The sequence below is a fragment of the Amycolatopsis sp. PS_44_ISF1 genome (assembly GCF_032335455.1).
Taxonomy (GTDB): Bacteria; Actinomycetota; Actinomycetes; order Mycobacteriales; family Pseudonocardiaceae; genus Amycolatopsis.
On record NZ_JANUXO010000001.1, the window covers coordinates 1,438,121 to 1,453,778 of the forward strand.

Below are 15,658 nucleotides of genomic sequence, written 5' to 3' on the forward strand. Positions count from 1 at the left end.
GAGCATTCGGTCAGTAGGTGATGGCCACTGCCGGGTCGGCGAGCAGCGCGCCTACGTCGGCCAGGAACTCCGAGCCCTGCTGGCCGTCGATCACGCGGTGGTCGAAGCTCAGCGAAAGCTGCATCACCTTGCGGACCACGATCTGCCCGTCGACCACCCACGGGGTGTCGCGGATGGCGCCGACCGCGAGGATCGCCGACTCGCCCGGGTTGATGATGGGCGTGCCGGTGTCGACGCCGAAGACGCCGACGTTGGTGATCGTGATGGTGCCGTTCGCCATCGCCGCGGGGGTGGTCTTGCCCTCGCGCGCGACGTCGGTCAGCTCCGTCAGCGCGATCGCGAGCTCCTTGAGCGACATCGAATCGGCGTCGCGGATCTTCGGCACCACGAGACCGCGCGGGGTCGCCGCCGCGATGCCGAGGTGCACGTAGTCCTTGCAGACGATCTCCTGCGCCGCCTCGTCCCACACCGCGTTGACGTCCGGCGTGCGCTTCGCCGCCAAGCACACGGCCTTGGCCGCGAACGCCAGCGGGGTCAGCTTGGTGCCGGCGAACTCACGGGACTTCTTGAGCTTTTCGCGCAGCTCCATCATCGGCGTGACGTCCACGGTCAGGAACTCGGTGACGTGCGGGGCGGTGAAGGCGCTCTGCACCATCGCGTTCGCCGTGGCCTTGCGGACGCCCTTGATCGGCACGCGCCGTTCACGCGTACCGGGATCGTAACCGATGTCCACAGTGGACGGCTGGGGGGCGGCGGCCGGGGCCGAGCCGTTGGCCGCGCGCTCCACGTCCTCGCGGCTGATCACGCCGCCGCCGGCCGTGCCGGAGAGGGCGTGCAGGTCGACGCCCAGGTCCTTGGCCAGCCGGCGGACCGGCGGCTTGGCCAGCGGGACGTAACCGCCGCGTGGCTGCTGCGGAGCCACGGGCGCCGGCGCGACCGGAGCGGGCGCGGGCGGAGCGGCGACGGCCGCGGGTGCGGCCGGTGCCTCCGGTGCCGATCCCTTGCGGGTCCGCCGCTTCGTGACCACGGCCTTGGAGCCGTAGCCGACCAGCGGCTTCATCTCCTCCTCGGCCGGGGCCTCCGCGGCGGCGGGCGCGGCGGTGCCACCGGGGTCCACGTCCACGGTCAGGATCGGCGTGCCGACCTCGACCGTCTGCCCCGGCTCCACGTGCAACTCGGTGACCACCCCGGCCCACGGGATGGGCAGTTCGACGGCCGCCTTGGCGGTCTCGATCTCCACCACGATCTGGTTGACCGTGACCGGGTCGCCCGGCTTGACGTGCCAGGCGAGGATGTCGGCCTCGGTCAGCCCCTCCGCCGTGTCGGACAGGGGGAACTGCTTGTACTCGGGCATGACGGTGAACTCCCCCTTACCAGGCCAGCGAACGGTCGACGGTGTGCAGCACCCGGTCCAGGTCGGGGAGGTAGTGCTCCTCGAGCTTGGCCGGCGGGTACGGCGTGTCGAACCCGGCCACGCGCAGCACGGGGGCCTCCAGCGAGTAGAAGCACTCCTGCTGGACGCGGGCGGCGATCTCCGAGGTCAGCGACGACTCCGACGGCGCCTCGCTGATCGCGATCAGCCGCCCGGTCTTGCGCACCGACTCGAACACCGGCCCGAGGTCGAGCGGCGAGAGCGTGCGCAGGTCGATGACCTCCAGCGACTTGCCTTCGTCGGCGGCGGCCGCGGCGGCGTCGAGCGCCACCTTCACCGACGGGCCGTACGCCACGACCGTGGCCGTGGTCCCCTCGCGCACCACCTGCGAGCGGAAGACGCGGCCCGGCGACGTGCCGGTGTCCACCTCCATCTTCAGCGCGCCCGAGTGGTACAGCTTCTTCGGCTCGAAGAACAGCACCGGGTCGTCGGACTTGATGGCTTCCTGGATGCCCCAGTACGCGTCCACCGCGTTGGAGATCGAGACCACCTTCAGCCCGGCGAGGTGGGCGAACAGCGACTCCGGCGACTCGGAGTGGTGCTCCACCGCGCCGATCCCACCGCCGAACGGCACCCGGATGACCACGGGCATCTTGATCTTGCCCTGGGTGCGGTAGTGCAGCTTGGCCAGCTGCGAGGAAATCTGGTCGAACCCGGGGAAGATGAACCCCTCGAACTGGATCTCGCACACCGGCCGGAACCCGCGCACGGCCAGGCCGACCGCGGTGCCGATGATGCCGGACTCGGCCAGCGGCGTGTCCAGCACGCGCTGCTCGCCGAAGTCCTTCTGCAGCCCGTCGGTGATCCGGAAGACGCCGCCGAGCTTGCCGACGTCCTCACCCATCATCAGGACCTTCGGGTCCTCTTCCATGGCCCGGCGCAGACCGAGGTTGAGCGCCTTGCCGATGGTCAGCTTCTGGAGGTCGGTCATCAGTGCTCACCCCGGTTGTGGACGCTCGAGCCCGCAAGCGACTCTTCGGAAGCGAAACCGTCCAAGTAGGACAGGAACTCTTCCCGCTGCGCGTCCAGCACCGGCGACGGCTCGGCGTAGACGTTCTCGAAGATCCGCTCGGGTGGCGGCTCCGGCATGTTGAAGGTGTACTCGCGCAGCTCGGCCGCGAACCGGTCGGCCTCGGCCTGGACCTGGTCGAAGAACTCGTGGTCGGCGCCACCGCCCCGGGCCAGGTAGGCCCGGACGCGCTCGATCGGGTCCTTCAGCTTCCACTCCTCCAGCTCGTCGGAGAGCCGGTAGCGGGAGGGGTCGTCGGTGGTGGTGTGGGCGTCCATCCGGTAGGTGAAGGCCTCGATCAGCACCGGTCCGTTGCCGTGCCGGCACTCCTCCAGCGCCCACCGGGTCACCGCGAGGCAGGCGAGCACGTCGTTGCCGTCCACGCGGATGCCGGGGAAGCCGTAACCGCGGGCGCGCTGGTACAGCGGCAGGCGCGACTGGCGCTCGGTCGGCTCGGAGATGGCCCACTGGTTGTTCTGGCAGAAGAACACCAGCGGCGCGTCGTAGACCGCGGCCCAGACGAAGCCCTCGTGCACGTCGCCCTGCGAAGTCGCTCCGTCACCGAAGTAGCAGATGGTGGCTTCGTCGGTTTCGGAGGGATTGCCGTCACCGTCGGTGTTTCCCACCCGGCCCTCGAACTTCTGGCCCATCGCGTACCCGGCCGCGTTCAGCACCTGGTTGCCGATGACGATCGTGTAGGGGTGGAAGCCGTGGGCCTTGTAGTCCCAGCCGCTGTGGTCCGTGCACCGGAAGATGCCCAGCAGCTCGCGCAGGTCGACGCCGCGGGCGTAGGCGACACCGTGCTCGCGGTAGCTCGGGAAGGCCATGTCGGTGGGCTTCAGCGCCCGGCCGGAGCCGATCTGCGCGGCCTCCTGGCCCAGCAGCGGCACCCAGATGCCCAGCTGGCCCTGGCGCTGCATCGCGTTGGCCTCACGGTCGGCGCGGCGCACCAGCACCATGTCGCGGTAGAGGTTCCGGAGTGCCTCTTCGTCGACGTCGGTGACGTACTTGTCGAACTGCGGCGACGGGATCCGCTGGCCCTCGGGGGTGAGCAGCTGAGTCAGCTCAGCGCCACCTTCACTGGTTGCCCGCAGACCGGCGATGACCTGCTCGGGTGAGGGCTGGGCCGCTACGGCGGCCGGCCCGTCTCCGGGTTCCGGGTGCGTCCACTGTTCGGACGGCATGCGCTGTTCTCCTCGGTGTCGGTGCCTCTGGCGGCCGCTTGTGGCGGCCACAGCGACTGCACCGGCGGGACCGGCGCCTCGGGTCCGAGGCACCAGGCCACCGTCGGCGTTGACGGTTCTCGGCGACATCCTGACACGAAGATTGGGCCGGTGGTGAGGCGCGGTTGCTGATTTGTTGCTGAGAAACCGGGCCTGAACAGCGAAAACGCTCGGACGCCCGAGAGTTGGATCGACGAAGGTCGGGTGTCCCGACCGGCGTCCACCAGGTCGCATCCCGCCTCCACCGGGTGCGTCCGGGTGTCGCGCCTCACCGGCTCAGCCCCCTCCGTGACCTCCGTCACCGTGGCAGGATGACTGGCGTGGAACAGAAATCCGTACGTGAAACCGTGGTCTCGACGTGGATCAGCGACGTCCTGCCGAGCCTGTCCGGTCTGGTCGCGATCCCCGCGCTGTCCCCGGCGTTCGACGCGGACTGGGTGAGCTCGGGTCACCTGGCCGCCGCCGTCGACCACGTCAAGACGTGGATCGAGGGCCGGGACCTGCCGGGCGCGAAGATCGAGGTGGTCCAGCTCGAGGGCCGCACCCCGCTGCTCTGCGTGGACGTGCCCGCCACCGCGGGTGCCGGTGACCGGGGCACCGTGCTGATGTACGGCCACCTCGACAAGCAGCCCCCGGTCGGCGGCTGGTCCGAGGGCCTCGACCCGTGGACCCCGGTGGTCCGCGAGGGCCGGCTCTACGGCCGGGGCTCGGTCGACGACGGCTACTCCGGGTACGCCGCGGTTTCGGCGCTGGAGGCCGTGCACGCGGCGGGCGGCGAGCACGCGCGCGCCGTGCTGCTGCTGGAGACGGCCGAGGAGTCCGGCAGCCCGGACCTCGAGGCGTACGTGGCGCACCTGTCCGAGCGGCTCGGCGAGGTCTCGCTGGTCGTCTGCCTCGACGCGGGCGGCATGGACTACGAGCGGCTCTGGCTCACCACCAGCCTGCGCGGCATGGTGCACCTGAGCGTGAACGTGCAACTGCTGGCCACCGCGCAGCACTCCGGGCTGGCCAGCGGCGTGGTCGCCAGCTCGTTCCGCGTGCTGCGGCAGCTGCTGGAGCGGCTGGAGGACGCCGAGACCGGTGAGATCAAGCCGGCCGAGCTGAACGTCGAGGTCCCGGCCAGCCGGCTCGCCGAGGCCCAGGCCGTCGCCGAGGTCGCCCCGGAAGCCCTGCGCCGGGCGTTTCCGCTGGTCAGCGGCGGTAAGACGGTCAGCGAGGACGCGCTGGAGCTGCTGCTGAACAATTACTGGCGGCCCACGCTGTCGGTCATCGGCGCGGACGGCTTCCCGCTGCCCGCCGACGCCGGCAACGTGCTGCGCGAAAGCACCACGCTCACGCTGTCCTTCCGGCTCCCGCCGACGGTTTCGGCGGTAGTGGCCCTGGAGGCCATCCGCAAGGCGCTGACCACGGACGTCCCGTACGGCGCGAAGGTGACCATCTCCGACGCCAAGGCCGAGGACGGCTGGAACGCCCCCGAGGAGGCGCCCTGGCTGACCGGGGCGCTGCGCCGCGTGAGCGACGAGGTCTTCGGCCGCCCCCACCGGGCCGCCGGCATGGGCGGGTCCATCCCGTTCATGGGCCTGCTCGGCGAGAAGTACCCGCAGGCCCAGTTCCTGGTCACCGGCGCCTGCAGTGCCGACTCGAACATCCACGTGCCCGACGAGTGGCTGAACCTGGACTACGCGCACCAGGTCAGCGAGGCCGTGGCGCACATCCTGGACGCGCACGCGCGAGGCTGAACTCCTCGCCGGGAGGACGGCGCTCGCCGTCCTCCCGGGGCCGCACCCTCGCCGCTCACCGCGCGCGGCCGCCCGGCATCGGCCGGACCGAACGTCCACACGGGCTCCTCCAGTGCGAAACGGGCCCGTAACGTACGGGTGCTGTGCATACCTGCTTGCGAGTGGCAATATGCGTGCTCTCGACAGCTGAGAACTACGAGGAGTGACGAAGTGGCCCGAGGACACCAGATGAAGGCGCTCGCCCTTCTCCCGGCTTTCGCACTGGTCGGCCTGACCATGGCCTGCGGCGCGGGCGGAAGCGGCGCGGGCGACGTCGGGGGCGACTCCCCCACGGCGGCCCCGGGCGGCGCGGCGGCCATCCCCGCCGTGGCCAAGGACGACAAGCTGGCGGCGATGGTCCCGGCCGCGATCTCGGCCGACGGCAAGATCCTGGTCGGCCAGGACCAGAGCTACCCGCCGAACGAGTTCCAGGACGAGAGCGGCAAGGTCACCGGCTTCGACGTCGACCTGGGTACCGCGATCGGGCAGAAGCTCGGCCTCAAGACCGACTTCCAGAACGCCGCCTTCGACGGCATCATCCCCGGTATCCAGTCCGCGAAGTACGAGATGGCGATTTCTTCGTTCAGCATCAACGCCGAGCGGCTCCAGACCGTCGACATGATCAGCTACTACCGTGCGGGCACCTCGATGGCCGTGCTCAAGGGCAACCCCGACAAGCTGAGCGTCGATGGCCTCTGCGGCAAGAAGATGGGGGTGCAGAAGGGCACCACGCAGGTCGACGACCTGCAGAAGCGCTCCGACACCTGCACCGCCGCGGGCAAGCCGGCCATCGAGGTCACCCAGCTCCAGGCCCAGACCGACGTCAACCTGGCGCTCACGGCCAAGCGGGTGCAGGGCGAACTGGCCGACTCCCCGATCGTCGACTACGCGGTCAAGCAGACCAACGGGCAGCTCGAGGTCGTCGGCGCACCGTACGACACCGCGCCCTACGGCATCGTGCTGAAGAAGGACAGCGGTGACTACGGCAAGGCGGTGCAGGGCGCGGTCCAGGCCCTGATCACCGACGGCACGTACAAGAAGATCCTGGAGAAGTGGGGTCTTTCGAGTGCCGGCGCGGTCGCCACGTCCGAGATCAACCCGGCCTCCTGAGGTCGTACGGAGATAGGACCCAGTTCCCCGTGTCCAGTTCTTCCGACGCGCCTCCCACCGGGGCCCCCGTCGACACCGAACCCATCAAGGCCGTCCCGGTGCGCCACTACGGGCGCTGGGCGGCCGGGGTGGTCATCCTCTTCCTCGCGTTCGTCATCGTCCGCAGCATCGTCACCAACGACAACTTCGACTGGCCGGTCGTCTGGGACTACCTGGTCAACCCCCGGGTGCTGCGCGGCCTGCAGAACACCCTGATCCTGACGGTGATCTCCATGGTCATCGGCGTGGTCGGCGGCGTGCTGCTGGCCGTCATGCGGCTTTCGCCGAACCCGCTGATGAAGGGGGCGGCGGGCGTCTACATCTGGCTGTTCCGCGGCACCCCGCTGATCACCCAGCTGGTGTTCTGGAACTTCCTGGCCTTCGCCTACCCCCGGCTCGGCTTGGGCGTCCCGTTCGGCCCGGAGTTCGTCTCGTGGGACACGAACACGCTGATCAACCAGTTCACCGCGTCGCTGCTGGGCCTCGGGCTCAACGAAGCGGCGTACATGGCCGAGATCGTGCGCGGCGGGATCCAGTCGATCGACAGCGGTCAGCTGGAAGCGGCGTCCGCGCTGGGCATGAAGCGCACCACGACGTTGCGCCGGATCATCCTGCCGCAGGCCATGCGCGTGATCGTGCCGCCGACCGGCAACGAGACGATCGCGATGCTGAAGACCACGTCGCTGGTGGTGGCGATCGGGTACTACGAGCTGATGGTCGCGGTCCAGACCATTTACGCGCAGAACTTCAAGACCATCCCGCTGCTGCTCACGGCGGTGATCTGGTACCTGTTCATGACGTCGATCCTGACGGTGATCCAGGTCCAGATCGAGAAGCGCTTCGCCCGGGGCAGTTCTCGTGAGGTCGTCCGCCGCCCGAGCTGGCGCAACCGGATGTTCAGCAGGGGTGGAGGCAACGTCACATGAGCACTCCGGTCGTTTCCGCGCAGAAGATCTGCAAGAGCTTCGGCAGCCTCGAGGTGCTCAAGGGCATCAACCTCGAGGTGCACGAGCGCGAGGTGCTGTGCCTGATCGGCCCGTCCGGCTCGGGCAAGTCCACGTTGCTGCGCTGCATCAACCACCTGGAGAAGATCGACGCCGGCCGGCTGTACGTCGACGGCGTCCTGGTGGGGTACCGCCAGCGCGGTGACAAGCTGCACGAGCTGCGGGAGAAGGAAGTCGCGTTGCAGCGCAAGGACATCGGCATGGTGTTCCAGCGCTTCAACCTGTTCCCGCACATGACGGCGCTGGAGAACGTCATGGAGGCGCCGATCCAGGTCCGGCGCGAGCCGAAGGCCCAGGTCCGCGAACGGGCGATGGAGCTGCTGGATCGCGTCGGCCTCGGCGACAAGGCGGCGAACTACCCGGCGCAGCTCTCCGGCGGGCAGCAGCAGCGCGTGGCGATCGCGCGGGCGCTGGCCATGCAGCCCAAGCTGATGCTGTTCGACGAGCCCACGTCGGCCCTGGACCCGGAGCTGGTCGGCGACGTGCTGGGCGTCATGCGCCAGCTGGCCCAGGACGGCATGACGATGGTCGTGGTGACGCACGAAATGCAGTTCGCCCGCGAAGTGGCCGACAAGGTCCTCTTCATGGACGGTGGCGTCGTGGTCGAGGAGGGATCGCCGGCCCAGGTGATCGGCGACCCCCGGCACGAGCGCACGAAGGAATTCCTGGCCCGGGTGCTGAGCCCGAACGCCTGAACCGGTGGTGGCCGTCCCGCTCCCGGGGCGGCCACAACGGTTTTCCGCCTCCGCGGCCCGCCTTCCATCGGCTGAACCGCTGGTGGCCGCGGTCGAGGCCGCCCGGTCACCGGAACTTTCGTGCTTCCCCGACCGGGCTACTCCATTAGGCCGCTTGCGCCTGCGCGCTGCATCCGATTCGCTGGAGGCCGAGACCCGGGGGAGTCACGTGCCGACCGACACGACGTTGCCGCCGCTCGACCCGTTCGCCGGGGTGCCGGACAAGCGGTACGAGGTCAAGGCGGCCGACCTGCTCAGACCCGGCTCCGCCGGGATCATGCGGTGGCGCCGGCAGGCCACCAACGCGCCCATCGTGCAGGTCGAGGACGCCTACATCACCGGGACGCTCGACCTGCGGGCCGCCGACCTCGAGTACCTGTTCCGGTTCGAGCGGTGCCGGTTCGAGCACCCGCCGGACGTGCGGGAGGCGACCTTGCTCGGGCTGGTCTTCCGCAAGTGCTGGCTGCCCGGGCTCAAGGCGCGCAACTTCCGCAGCCGCAACGACCTGCGGCTGGTCCGCAGCGTGGTGGAGGTCGGGCCGGAGGAGCGGGAGATCGAGGAGACCACGGTCCAGCGGGGGGACGACCGGGAGCGCGGGGTGCCCAACGCCGCGGTCAACCTCACCGACGCCGTCATCGACGGGTCCGTCGTCCTCACCCGCACCACCATCAGCCACCGCCACGGCAAGGCCGTGCAGGGCGACCGGCTCGTGATCACCGGCGCGCTGCTCGCGTACCGCATGGTCGCGAACGGCGAGGTCCGGCTGCCCGGACTGCGCACCGGCGGCAACGTGAACTTCTCCGGCGCCGCGTTCGACAACCCGGACGGCTTCGCGCTCAACGGCAACGGCCTCCACATCGGCGGCAGCCTGCTCTGCGAGGTGGACAACTACGGTCCCGCCAGCGAGCGCAAACGCTTCTCCGCCAACGGGATCATCTACCTCCCCAGCGCCACTGTGGACAGTGACATCGTGCTGCGCGAAGCCAAGCTCACCGTCGACCAGAACGGCCCCGTGGTCGTGGACGCGTGGAAGTCCAACGACCCCTACCTCGACCCGCGGCCCGCGCTCGTCGCCGACCGGCTCAAGGTCGACGGCAACCTCGAACTGTCCGACGGGCTCCAGGCGTTCGGCACGCTCCGCATGGTCAACGCGCGGATCGGCGGCTCCCTGCGGCTCGCGGGCGCCGAGATCACGATGGTCCGCGGCCGCCAGGCACCGTTCTACGACCGCGCCCTGCACCTCGACGGCTCCACCATCGGCGGTGACGTCGAAGCCACCAGCCTGCGGGTGCCCGTCGGCCAGCTGCGCCTGGCCGACGTCACCGTGGGCGGCAACCTGCTCGCGTGGAACTCCATGTTCCTGCACCCCGGCCGCGACGCGTTCTCCGCGCGCCGCACCAAGATCTCCGGGAACCTGCAGCTCACCGACGCCACCGTGCAGGGCACGCTGCGGCTGCAGGGCGTGGAGGTGGGCGGCAGCCTGAACCTGTGCGGCACCAAGACCACCGACCCCGGGCGCCGCACCTCCAGCAGCTTCTCGCTCGACGTCCGCACCGCGCGGATCGGCCGCGACCTCGTGCTCACCGAGGACAAGGACCGCCCGTTCCTCGCCGAGGGCGGCGTCAACCTCGACGGCGCGCAGATCGCCCGGCGCCTGGAGCTGCGGGGCTCGCGCCTGGGATCCCTCACCCCGCACGGAATCGCGCTCGACGCCAGCGACGTCACGGCCGACGAATTCCTGCTGACGCCCGCCGAGCCGCCCGCGGGCCGCGTCATCCTGCGCCGCGCGCACTGCGGCACCCTCGGTGACAACGAGGACTTCTGGGCCGCCACCGAGGGCATCGAGCTGGACGACTTCCGGTACGACGCGCTGAAGGTCGGCATCGCACTCGACGACGACCGCTCCCTCGACCACCGGATCGTCCTGCTGCGCCAGGCCATGCGCGGCTATCGGCCCGGCCCGTACGACCAGCTCGCCGCTACCCTGCGCGCGGCCGGCAACGAGGAGCACGCGTCGACGGTGGGGCTGCGCAAGCAGCAGTTCCGCTACGAGGCGCTGGCCCGGGGGTTCACGATCTTCGGCCCGGGCGTGCGCCTGTGGAGCTGGCTGCAACGGTCGATGGTCGGCTACGGCTACCGCCCGGTGCGCGCCCTGGGCTGGCTGCTGATGCTGCTGGTGGTCGGCAGCCTGTGGTTCGGCCTCGGCCGCGACGACTGCGTCACCCACACCGACCGGTACGCGGTCAGCGACGGCCGGCGCTGCGCGGTCAACCAGCAGGACACGGGACTGCAGTGGAACCCGGTGATCTACACGGCCGACCTGCTCGTGCCGATCGTGGACTTCGGCAACAAGTCCCGCTGGTACATGCACGGCGCGGACAACTGGGTGGCCGCCGGCATCACCGCCTCCGGCTGGACCCTGGCCACCACCGTCGCGGCCGGCGTCAGCCGGATGCTGCGCCGCACCAGCTGACCCGCGCCGGTCGGCCCAGCCCAGCCCAGCCGACCCAGCCGACCCGATGAACCCCACCCAGCCGACCGCGGGAACCCCACCTCAGTCCATGAACCGGGACCAGAACCCCACCACCCGCGCCCCCTCCGCCGGTGGCTCCCCCAGCGGCTCCCCGCCGAACTCGTGGCGGAGGTATCCGCGCAGGTCCCAGCCATACGGCACGATGTCGGTCTGGTACACCGACAGCACCGGATACCCCGATTCACCCGGGGTGGCCGGCAGGTAACGGTGGCCGCACACCGGCACCAGTTGCGGCACCGGGGCGAGGTGGCGGCGCGCGGCGGCCAGCGCGTTCGACAGGACACGCGGGCGCGGCCCCCAATCGGGTAGCCACAGAGCGTTGTGCTCGACGTCGTAGAGGACGCCGTCGACGGGCCAGTCCAGGCGTTGGCGGAGCTGGTCCGGGTTGCCGCAGCGCCAGTCGGGCCAGCGGTCGCCGACGGGGATCCCGGCGCGCAGGAACACGCGGTGGTCGGCGGCGAAGTGGAAGCCGAACTGCTGCTCGACGTCGTTCAGCTCGGCGTCCGTGAGGCCGGGGCGCAGGGGTTCGCCGAGGTTCTCCTGGAGGGTTCGGGCCTCCTCCACGGTGAGCGCGCCGGCCGGTTGGACTGTCGACATGCCGAGAAGCGTACGTAGCCGAAGCTGGGCGCCGCGCGTCCTTTTCCGGTTCGTGAACACTCCCTCGGCGGGGTGAGCTTCTTCTCTCCGACCTCGGATATGGGAACACAGCGTGAGCGGATGTAGTTCACTCGTCCTGTGACTACCTCACCGTTGCCCGCAGCGCCGCAGGCGCGGGTGCGCGCGCCCGAACTGGCCGGCGACGTCTGGCTCAACACCGGGGGCCACCGGCTCACCCTCGCCGAGCTGCGCGGACGCATCGTGCTGCTCGACTTCTGGACCAGCGGCTGCGTCAACTGCCTGCACGTGCTCGACGAGCTCCGGCCCCTCGAGGAGGAGTTCTCCGACGTGCTCGTCACCGTGGGTGTGCACTCGCCGAAGTTCCTGCACGAGGGTGAGCGCGCGTCGATCGAGGCGGCGGTCCGGCGCTACGAGGTGCACCACCCGGTGGTCAACGATCCGCACCTGGAACTGTGGTCGCAGTACGCCGTGCGGGCGTGGCCGACGCTCGTGGTGGTCGACCCCGAGGGCTACGTCGTGCACGTCGCCGCGGGCGAAGGGCACGGTGAGGCGCTGCGCCGCGTCGTCGCCGACCTCGTGGTCAAGCACGCGGCCAAGGGCACGCTCCGCCGCGGTGGCAGCCCGTACGTGCCGGTCGAGGAGCAGGACGGCGAGTTGCGGTTCCCGAGCAAGGCCGTCGCCACCGCCGAGGGGCGGGTGCTGGTCGCCGACACCGGACACCATTCGATCGTCGAATTCGCCTCCGACGGCGAGACCGTGATCCGGCGCTTCGGCAGCGGTGCGCGCGGCGCGCAGGACGGTCCGTTCGACCTGGCCAGCTTCACCGAGCCGTCCGGTATCGCGCTGCTGCCCAACGACGTCGCCCAGCGCGTCGGGTACCACGCGGTGGTCGCCGACACCGCCGGTCACCGGCTTCGCGGGCTCGACCTCAACACCGGCGAAGTCAGCACCGTCGCGGGCACGGGGCGGCAGTGGCGCGACGGCTCCGACACCGGCAAGGCCGTGGACGTCGACCTCACCAGCCCGTGGGACGTCGCCTGGTGGGCCCCGGCCGGCGGGGTGGTGGTCGCCATGGCGGGCAACCACACGTTGAGCGTCTTCGACCCGGTTTCCGGCAACATCCGGCGCTTCGCGGGCACCACCGTCGAAGGTCTGCGAGACGGTGACGTGCACGAAGCGTTCTTCGCACAGACCTCCGGCCTCGCGCCCGACGGCGACAAGCTCTGGCTCGCCGACGCCGAAACCTCCGCGCTGCGCTGGATCGAGCCGGACGGCGAGTCCTTCACCGTGCACACCGCCGTCGGGGTCGACCTGTTCTCCTTCGGCCACTCCGACGGCCCCGCGGCCGAGGCGCTGCTTCAACACCCACTGGGCCTCGCCGTGCTACCCGGAGACCGCGTCGCCATCGCCGACACCTACAACGGCGCCGTACGCCGCTACGACCCCTTCACGCGCGAAGTCACGACGCTCGCCACCGGGCTCGCGGAGCCGCAAGGCCTGCTTCTGCACGACGGTGTGCTGCTGGTCGTCGAGTCGGCGGGCAACCGGGTCGCGCCGGTCGGCGTCGAGTCGACGACCGTCGCGGGGACCGCGCACGCCGTGCGCCGCTCGCCGACCGTGCTGGCGCCCGGCCACGTCGAGTTCTCCGTGGTCTTCACCCCGCCGCCGGGCGAAAAGCTGGACGAGCGGCACGGGCCGTCGACGCGGCTGGAGATCAGCGCGTCGCCACCGGAGCTGCTCGCCGACGGCGCCGGTGTCGGCACGGACCTGGTGCGCCGGATCCGCTTCGCCGAGGGTGCCACCGAAGGTGTGCTCCAGGTCGTCGCGCAGGCGGCGAGCTGCGACGACGGCGGCGAGCACCCCGCGTGCCGCATCACCCGGCAGGACTGGGGGGTGCCGGTGCGCTTCGAGGTCGGCGGTGAGCAGGCGCTCAGCCTGGTCATGGCGGGTGAGCCGAAGTCCGGCCGGTAGCATGGGCCAGGTGTCCGACGCCCCCCAGCTCGAGATCCAGATGCTGCACGACCGGGTGCTCGTGCGGCTCTCCCCGGAGGAGGGCGAACGGCGCAGCAGCGGCGGCATCGTCATCCCGTCCACCGCTCAGGTGGCGCGCAGACTCGCCTGGGGTGATGTACTGGGCGTGGGCAACAGCGTACGGAACGTCAAACCGGGCGACCGGGTGCTCTTCAACCCCGAGGACCAGCTCGAGGTCGAGATCAAGGGTGAAGGGCACCTGGTGATGCGCGAGCGGGACATCCACGCCGTCGCCACCGAGCGGACCGAGCACGGCACGGGGCTGTACCTGTAGTTCCCGGCTGGGGAAGGGCAGGCGTGCGCGAAGACCACACCTCGAACGACCTCTTCGTCGACGACCTGCTGCGCGGCTTCGGCGACGAGCCGGCCGCCGGGGGCGACCTGGCCACGGAAATCTTCGCCGTCGTCGACGCGCCCCCGCCGCCCGAAACACCGGCCCGGCGGGTGCGGCGCAAGATCGGCCGCACGTTCATGGTCGCCGGCGGTCTGATGGGCCTGTTCGTGCTGCTGTACGCCGTGGACCTGATCGTCAGCGCGGGTGACGTGCCGCGCGGTGTGGTCGTGGCCGGCGTGGACGTCGGCGGCCTCTCGCACACCGACGCCGAAGCCAAGCTGCGCACCCGGCTCCAGCCCCGCCTGACCCAGCCCGTGCTGGTGCACGGCGGGGACATCACGGCCACGCTGGTGCCCGCGCAGTCCGGCCTCGGCCTGGACTGGCCGGCCACGCTCGCGCAGGCCGGGCACCAGCCGTTGAGCCCGATCACGCGGATCGAGTCGTTCTTCCGCACGCGCGAGGTCGGCGTGGTCACGCGCTCGGACCGGCCGCAGGTCGACCAGGCGGTACGGGCCCTGGCCGATCAGCGGCTCAACCACCCGCTGGTGGAAGGCAACATCGGCTTCCAGCCGACGTCGGACACGGGGGTCACGCCCTACCCCGTCGAGCCGCGGCAGGGCCAGTCGCTGGTGGACGTGCCCGCGGCCGTGCAGGCGGTGATCGCGGACTGGCTCGCGCCGGGCGGAGTGCCGCTGCGGATGGACGTCACGCCGCCGAAGTCCACCTCGGCCGGGGTGCACGCGCTGCTGGAGCAGGTGGTGACGCCCGCGGTGGCGCAGCCGGTGGTGGTGCACGGCCAGGGCGAGGACGCCACGCTGACACCGGCCGCGATCGCGTCTTCGTTCCAGTTCGCCCCGCGGGACGGCGGCCGCCTGGAGCTGCGGATCGACCAGGCCAAACTGCAGAAGGCCCTGCAGCCGGACCTCGCCCCCACGGAGACCGACGGGCGCGACGCGCAGATCGTGTTCACCTCGGGCGTACCGTCGGTGGAGCCGTCCGAGGACGCGCGGAAGATCAACTGGGCCACCACCTTCAAGCCGATCACGCAGGTGCTGGCCAAGCCGGACGGACGTGACCTGAGCGTGGTCTACGACGCGACCAAGCCGAGCGTGTCGACCGAAGCGGTGTCGGCGCTGGGCATCAAGGAAGTGGTCGGCGAGTTCACCACGAGCGGTTTCAGCGGGCCGGCGGCCACGAACATCCAGACGCTCGCCGAGCGCGTTTCGGGCGCCATCGTGAAGCCGGGCGAGACGTTCAGCCTCGGCGCGCGCTCGGGCGTCCGGTCGGCGGCGAACGGCTACGTCAGCGCTCCCGTCGACGAGGACGGCACCGGCCCTTCGGTGGTGGGCGGCGGGGTCTCGCAGTTCGCGTCCACTTTGTACAACGCGGCGTACCTGGCCGGCCTCGGCGACGGCGGGCACGCCGCGCACGACCACTACCTCGACCGCTACCCGGCGGGCCGGGACGCGGCGGCCGTGGACGAAGCGGGCAACCCGGTGGAGCTGCAGATCACCGACACCGCCCCCACCGGCTTCGCCATCCAGGCCCATGCCGATGGGGGCTCGGTGACGGTGCGGATCTGGGGTACGAAGCAGTACCGCGTCGAGGGCCGCACCGGTGACCGGTCCAGCCCGGTCGAGCCGACCGTCCAATTCGGACCGGACCCGGACGGCACCTGCCGGCCCTCGGCGGGCGCCGAGGGGTTCGCCGTCTCGGACACCCGCGTGCTCTACGATCCGGCCACCGGCAACGAGGTGCGCGAGGAGACCCGCACCACGACCTACGCCCCGCGGCCGATCGTCCTCTGCTGAGC

At 70.8% G+C, this 15,658-nt stretch carries 12 protein-coding genes; 8 read left to right on the forward strand and 4 right to left on the reverse strand.

Going from position 1 to position 15,658, the window contains the following annotated elements; all coding sequences use genetic code 11:
* Nucleotides 1-10: 10 nt before the first annotated feature.
* From NYF13_RS06490 to pdhA, 3 genes are read right to left on the reverse strand one after another with little or no spacing between them, the layout of a single operon-like run.
* Nucleotides 11-1,354: a dihydrolipoamide acetyltransferase family protein gene (locus NYF13_RS06490; protein WP_315654837.1), complete on the reverse strand. Its 1,344-nt coding sequence runs from the start codon at nt 1,352-1,354 to the stop codon at nt 11-13.
* A 16-nt stretch (nt 1,355-1,370) separates the two neighbouring features.
* Entirely contained in the window at nt 1,371-2,363 is a 993-nt protein-coding gene (locus NYF13_RS06495; RefSeq protein ID WP_315654839.1) for an alpha-ketoacid dehydrogenase subunit beta, read from the reverse strand.
* Nucleotides 2,363-3,625 carry a pyruvate dehydrogenase (acetyl-transferring) E1 component subunit alpha gene (gene pdhA, locus NYF13_RS06500; protein WP_315654841.1) on the reverse strand — a complete coding sequence of 421 codons (1,263 nt, stop codon included), beginning with the start codon at nt 3,623-3,625 and terminating at the stop codon, nt 2,363-2,365. The genes NYF13_RS06495 and pdhA overlap by 1 nt, the downstream gene beginning before the upstream one ends.
* A 359-nt stretch (nt 3,626-3,984) precedes the next feature.
* On the opposite strand from pdhA, the gene NYF13_RS06505 reads away from it, so the two are divergent.
* From NYF13_RS06505 to NYF13_RS06525, 5 genes are all read left to right on the forward strand, one after another.
* Nucleotides 3,985-5,403, forward strand: coding sequence for a M20/M25/M40 family metallo-hydrolase (locus tag NYF13_RS06505; RefSeq protein ID WP_315654843.1), 1,419 nt, complete (start codon nt 3,985-3,987; stop codon nt 5,401-5,403).
* 228 nt (nt 5,404-5,631) lie between these two features.
* Nucleotides 5,632-6,552 carry an ABC transporter substrate-binding protein gene (locus tag NYF13_RS06510; protein WP_396287247.1) on the forward strand — a complete coding sequence of 307 codons (921 nt, stop codon included), beginning with the start codon at nt 5,632-5,634 and terminating at the stop codon, nt 6,550-6,552.
* A 29-nt stretch (nt 6,553-6,581) separates the two neighbouring features.
* Complete coding sequence (locus tag NYF13_RS06515; RefSeq protein ID WP_315654846.1) at nt 6,582-7,517, forward strand: amino acid ABC transporter permease; 936 nt, start codon at nt 6,582-6,584, stop codon at nt 7,515-7,517.
* Nucleotides 7,514-8,290, forward strand: a complete 777-nt coding sequence (locus tag NYF13_RS06520) for an amino acid ABC transporter ATP-binding protein (protein WP_315654848.1) — start codon at nt 7,514-7,516, stop codon at nt 8,288-8,290. Before NYF13_RS06515 ends, NYF13_RS06520 begins: the two co-directional genes overlap by 4 nt.
* Nucleotides 8,291-8,498: 208 nt before the next feature.
* Nucleotides 8,499-10,802, forward strand: a complete 2,304-nt coding sequence (locus NYF13_RS06525; protein ID WP_315654851.1) for an oxidoreductase — start codon at nt 8,499-8,501, stop codon at nt 10,800-10,802.
* A gap of 81 nt (nt 10,803-10,883) precedes the next feature.
* On the opposite strand, the gene NYF13_RS06530 is transcribed toward NYF13_RS06525, so the two are convergent.
* Entirely contained in the window at nt 10,884-11,459 is a 576-nt protein-coding gene (locus NYF13_RS06530) for a hypothetical protein (protein ID WP_315654853.1), read from the reverse strand.
* 177 nt (nt 11,460-11,636) lie between these two features.
* On the opposite strand from NYF13_RS06530, the gene NYF13_RS06535 reads away from it, so the two are divergent.
* The 3 genes from NYF13_RS06535 to NYF13_RS06545 are packed head-to-tail and all read left to right on the forward strand — an operon-like array spanning nt 11,637 to nt 15,656.
* Nucleotides 11,637-13,451 (forward strand): NHL domain-containing thioredoxin family protein, encoded by a 1,815-nt coding sequence (locus NYF13_RS06535; protein ID WP_315657236.1) that lies wholly within the window; start codon nt 11,637-11,639, stop codon nt 13,449-13,451.
* A gap of 1 nt (nt 13,452) precedes the next feature.
* Nucleotides 13,453-13,785 (forward strand): co-chaperone GroES, encoded by a 333-nt coding sequence (locus tag NYF13_RS06540; RefSeq protein ID WP_315654854.1) that lies wholly within the window; start codon nt 13,453-13,455, stop codon nt 13,783-13,785.
* 23 nt (nt 13,786-13,808) lie between these two features.
* Complete coding sequence (locus NYF13_RS06545) at nt 13,809-15,656, forward strand: VanW family protein (protein ID WP_315654856.1); 1,848 nt, start codon at nt 13,809-13,811, stop codon at nt 15,654-15,656.
* Nucleotides 15,657-15,658 lie beyond the last annotated feature (2 nt).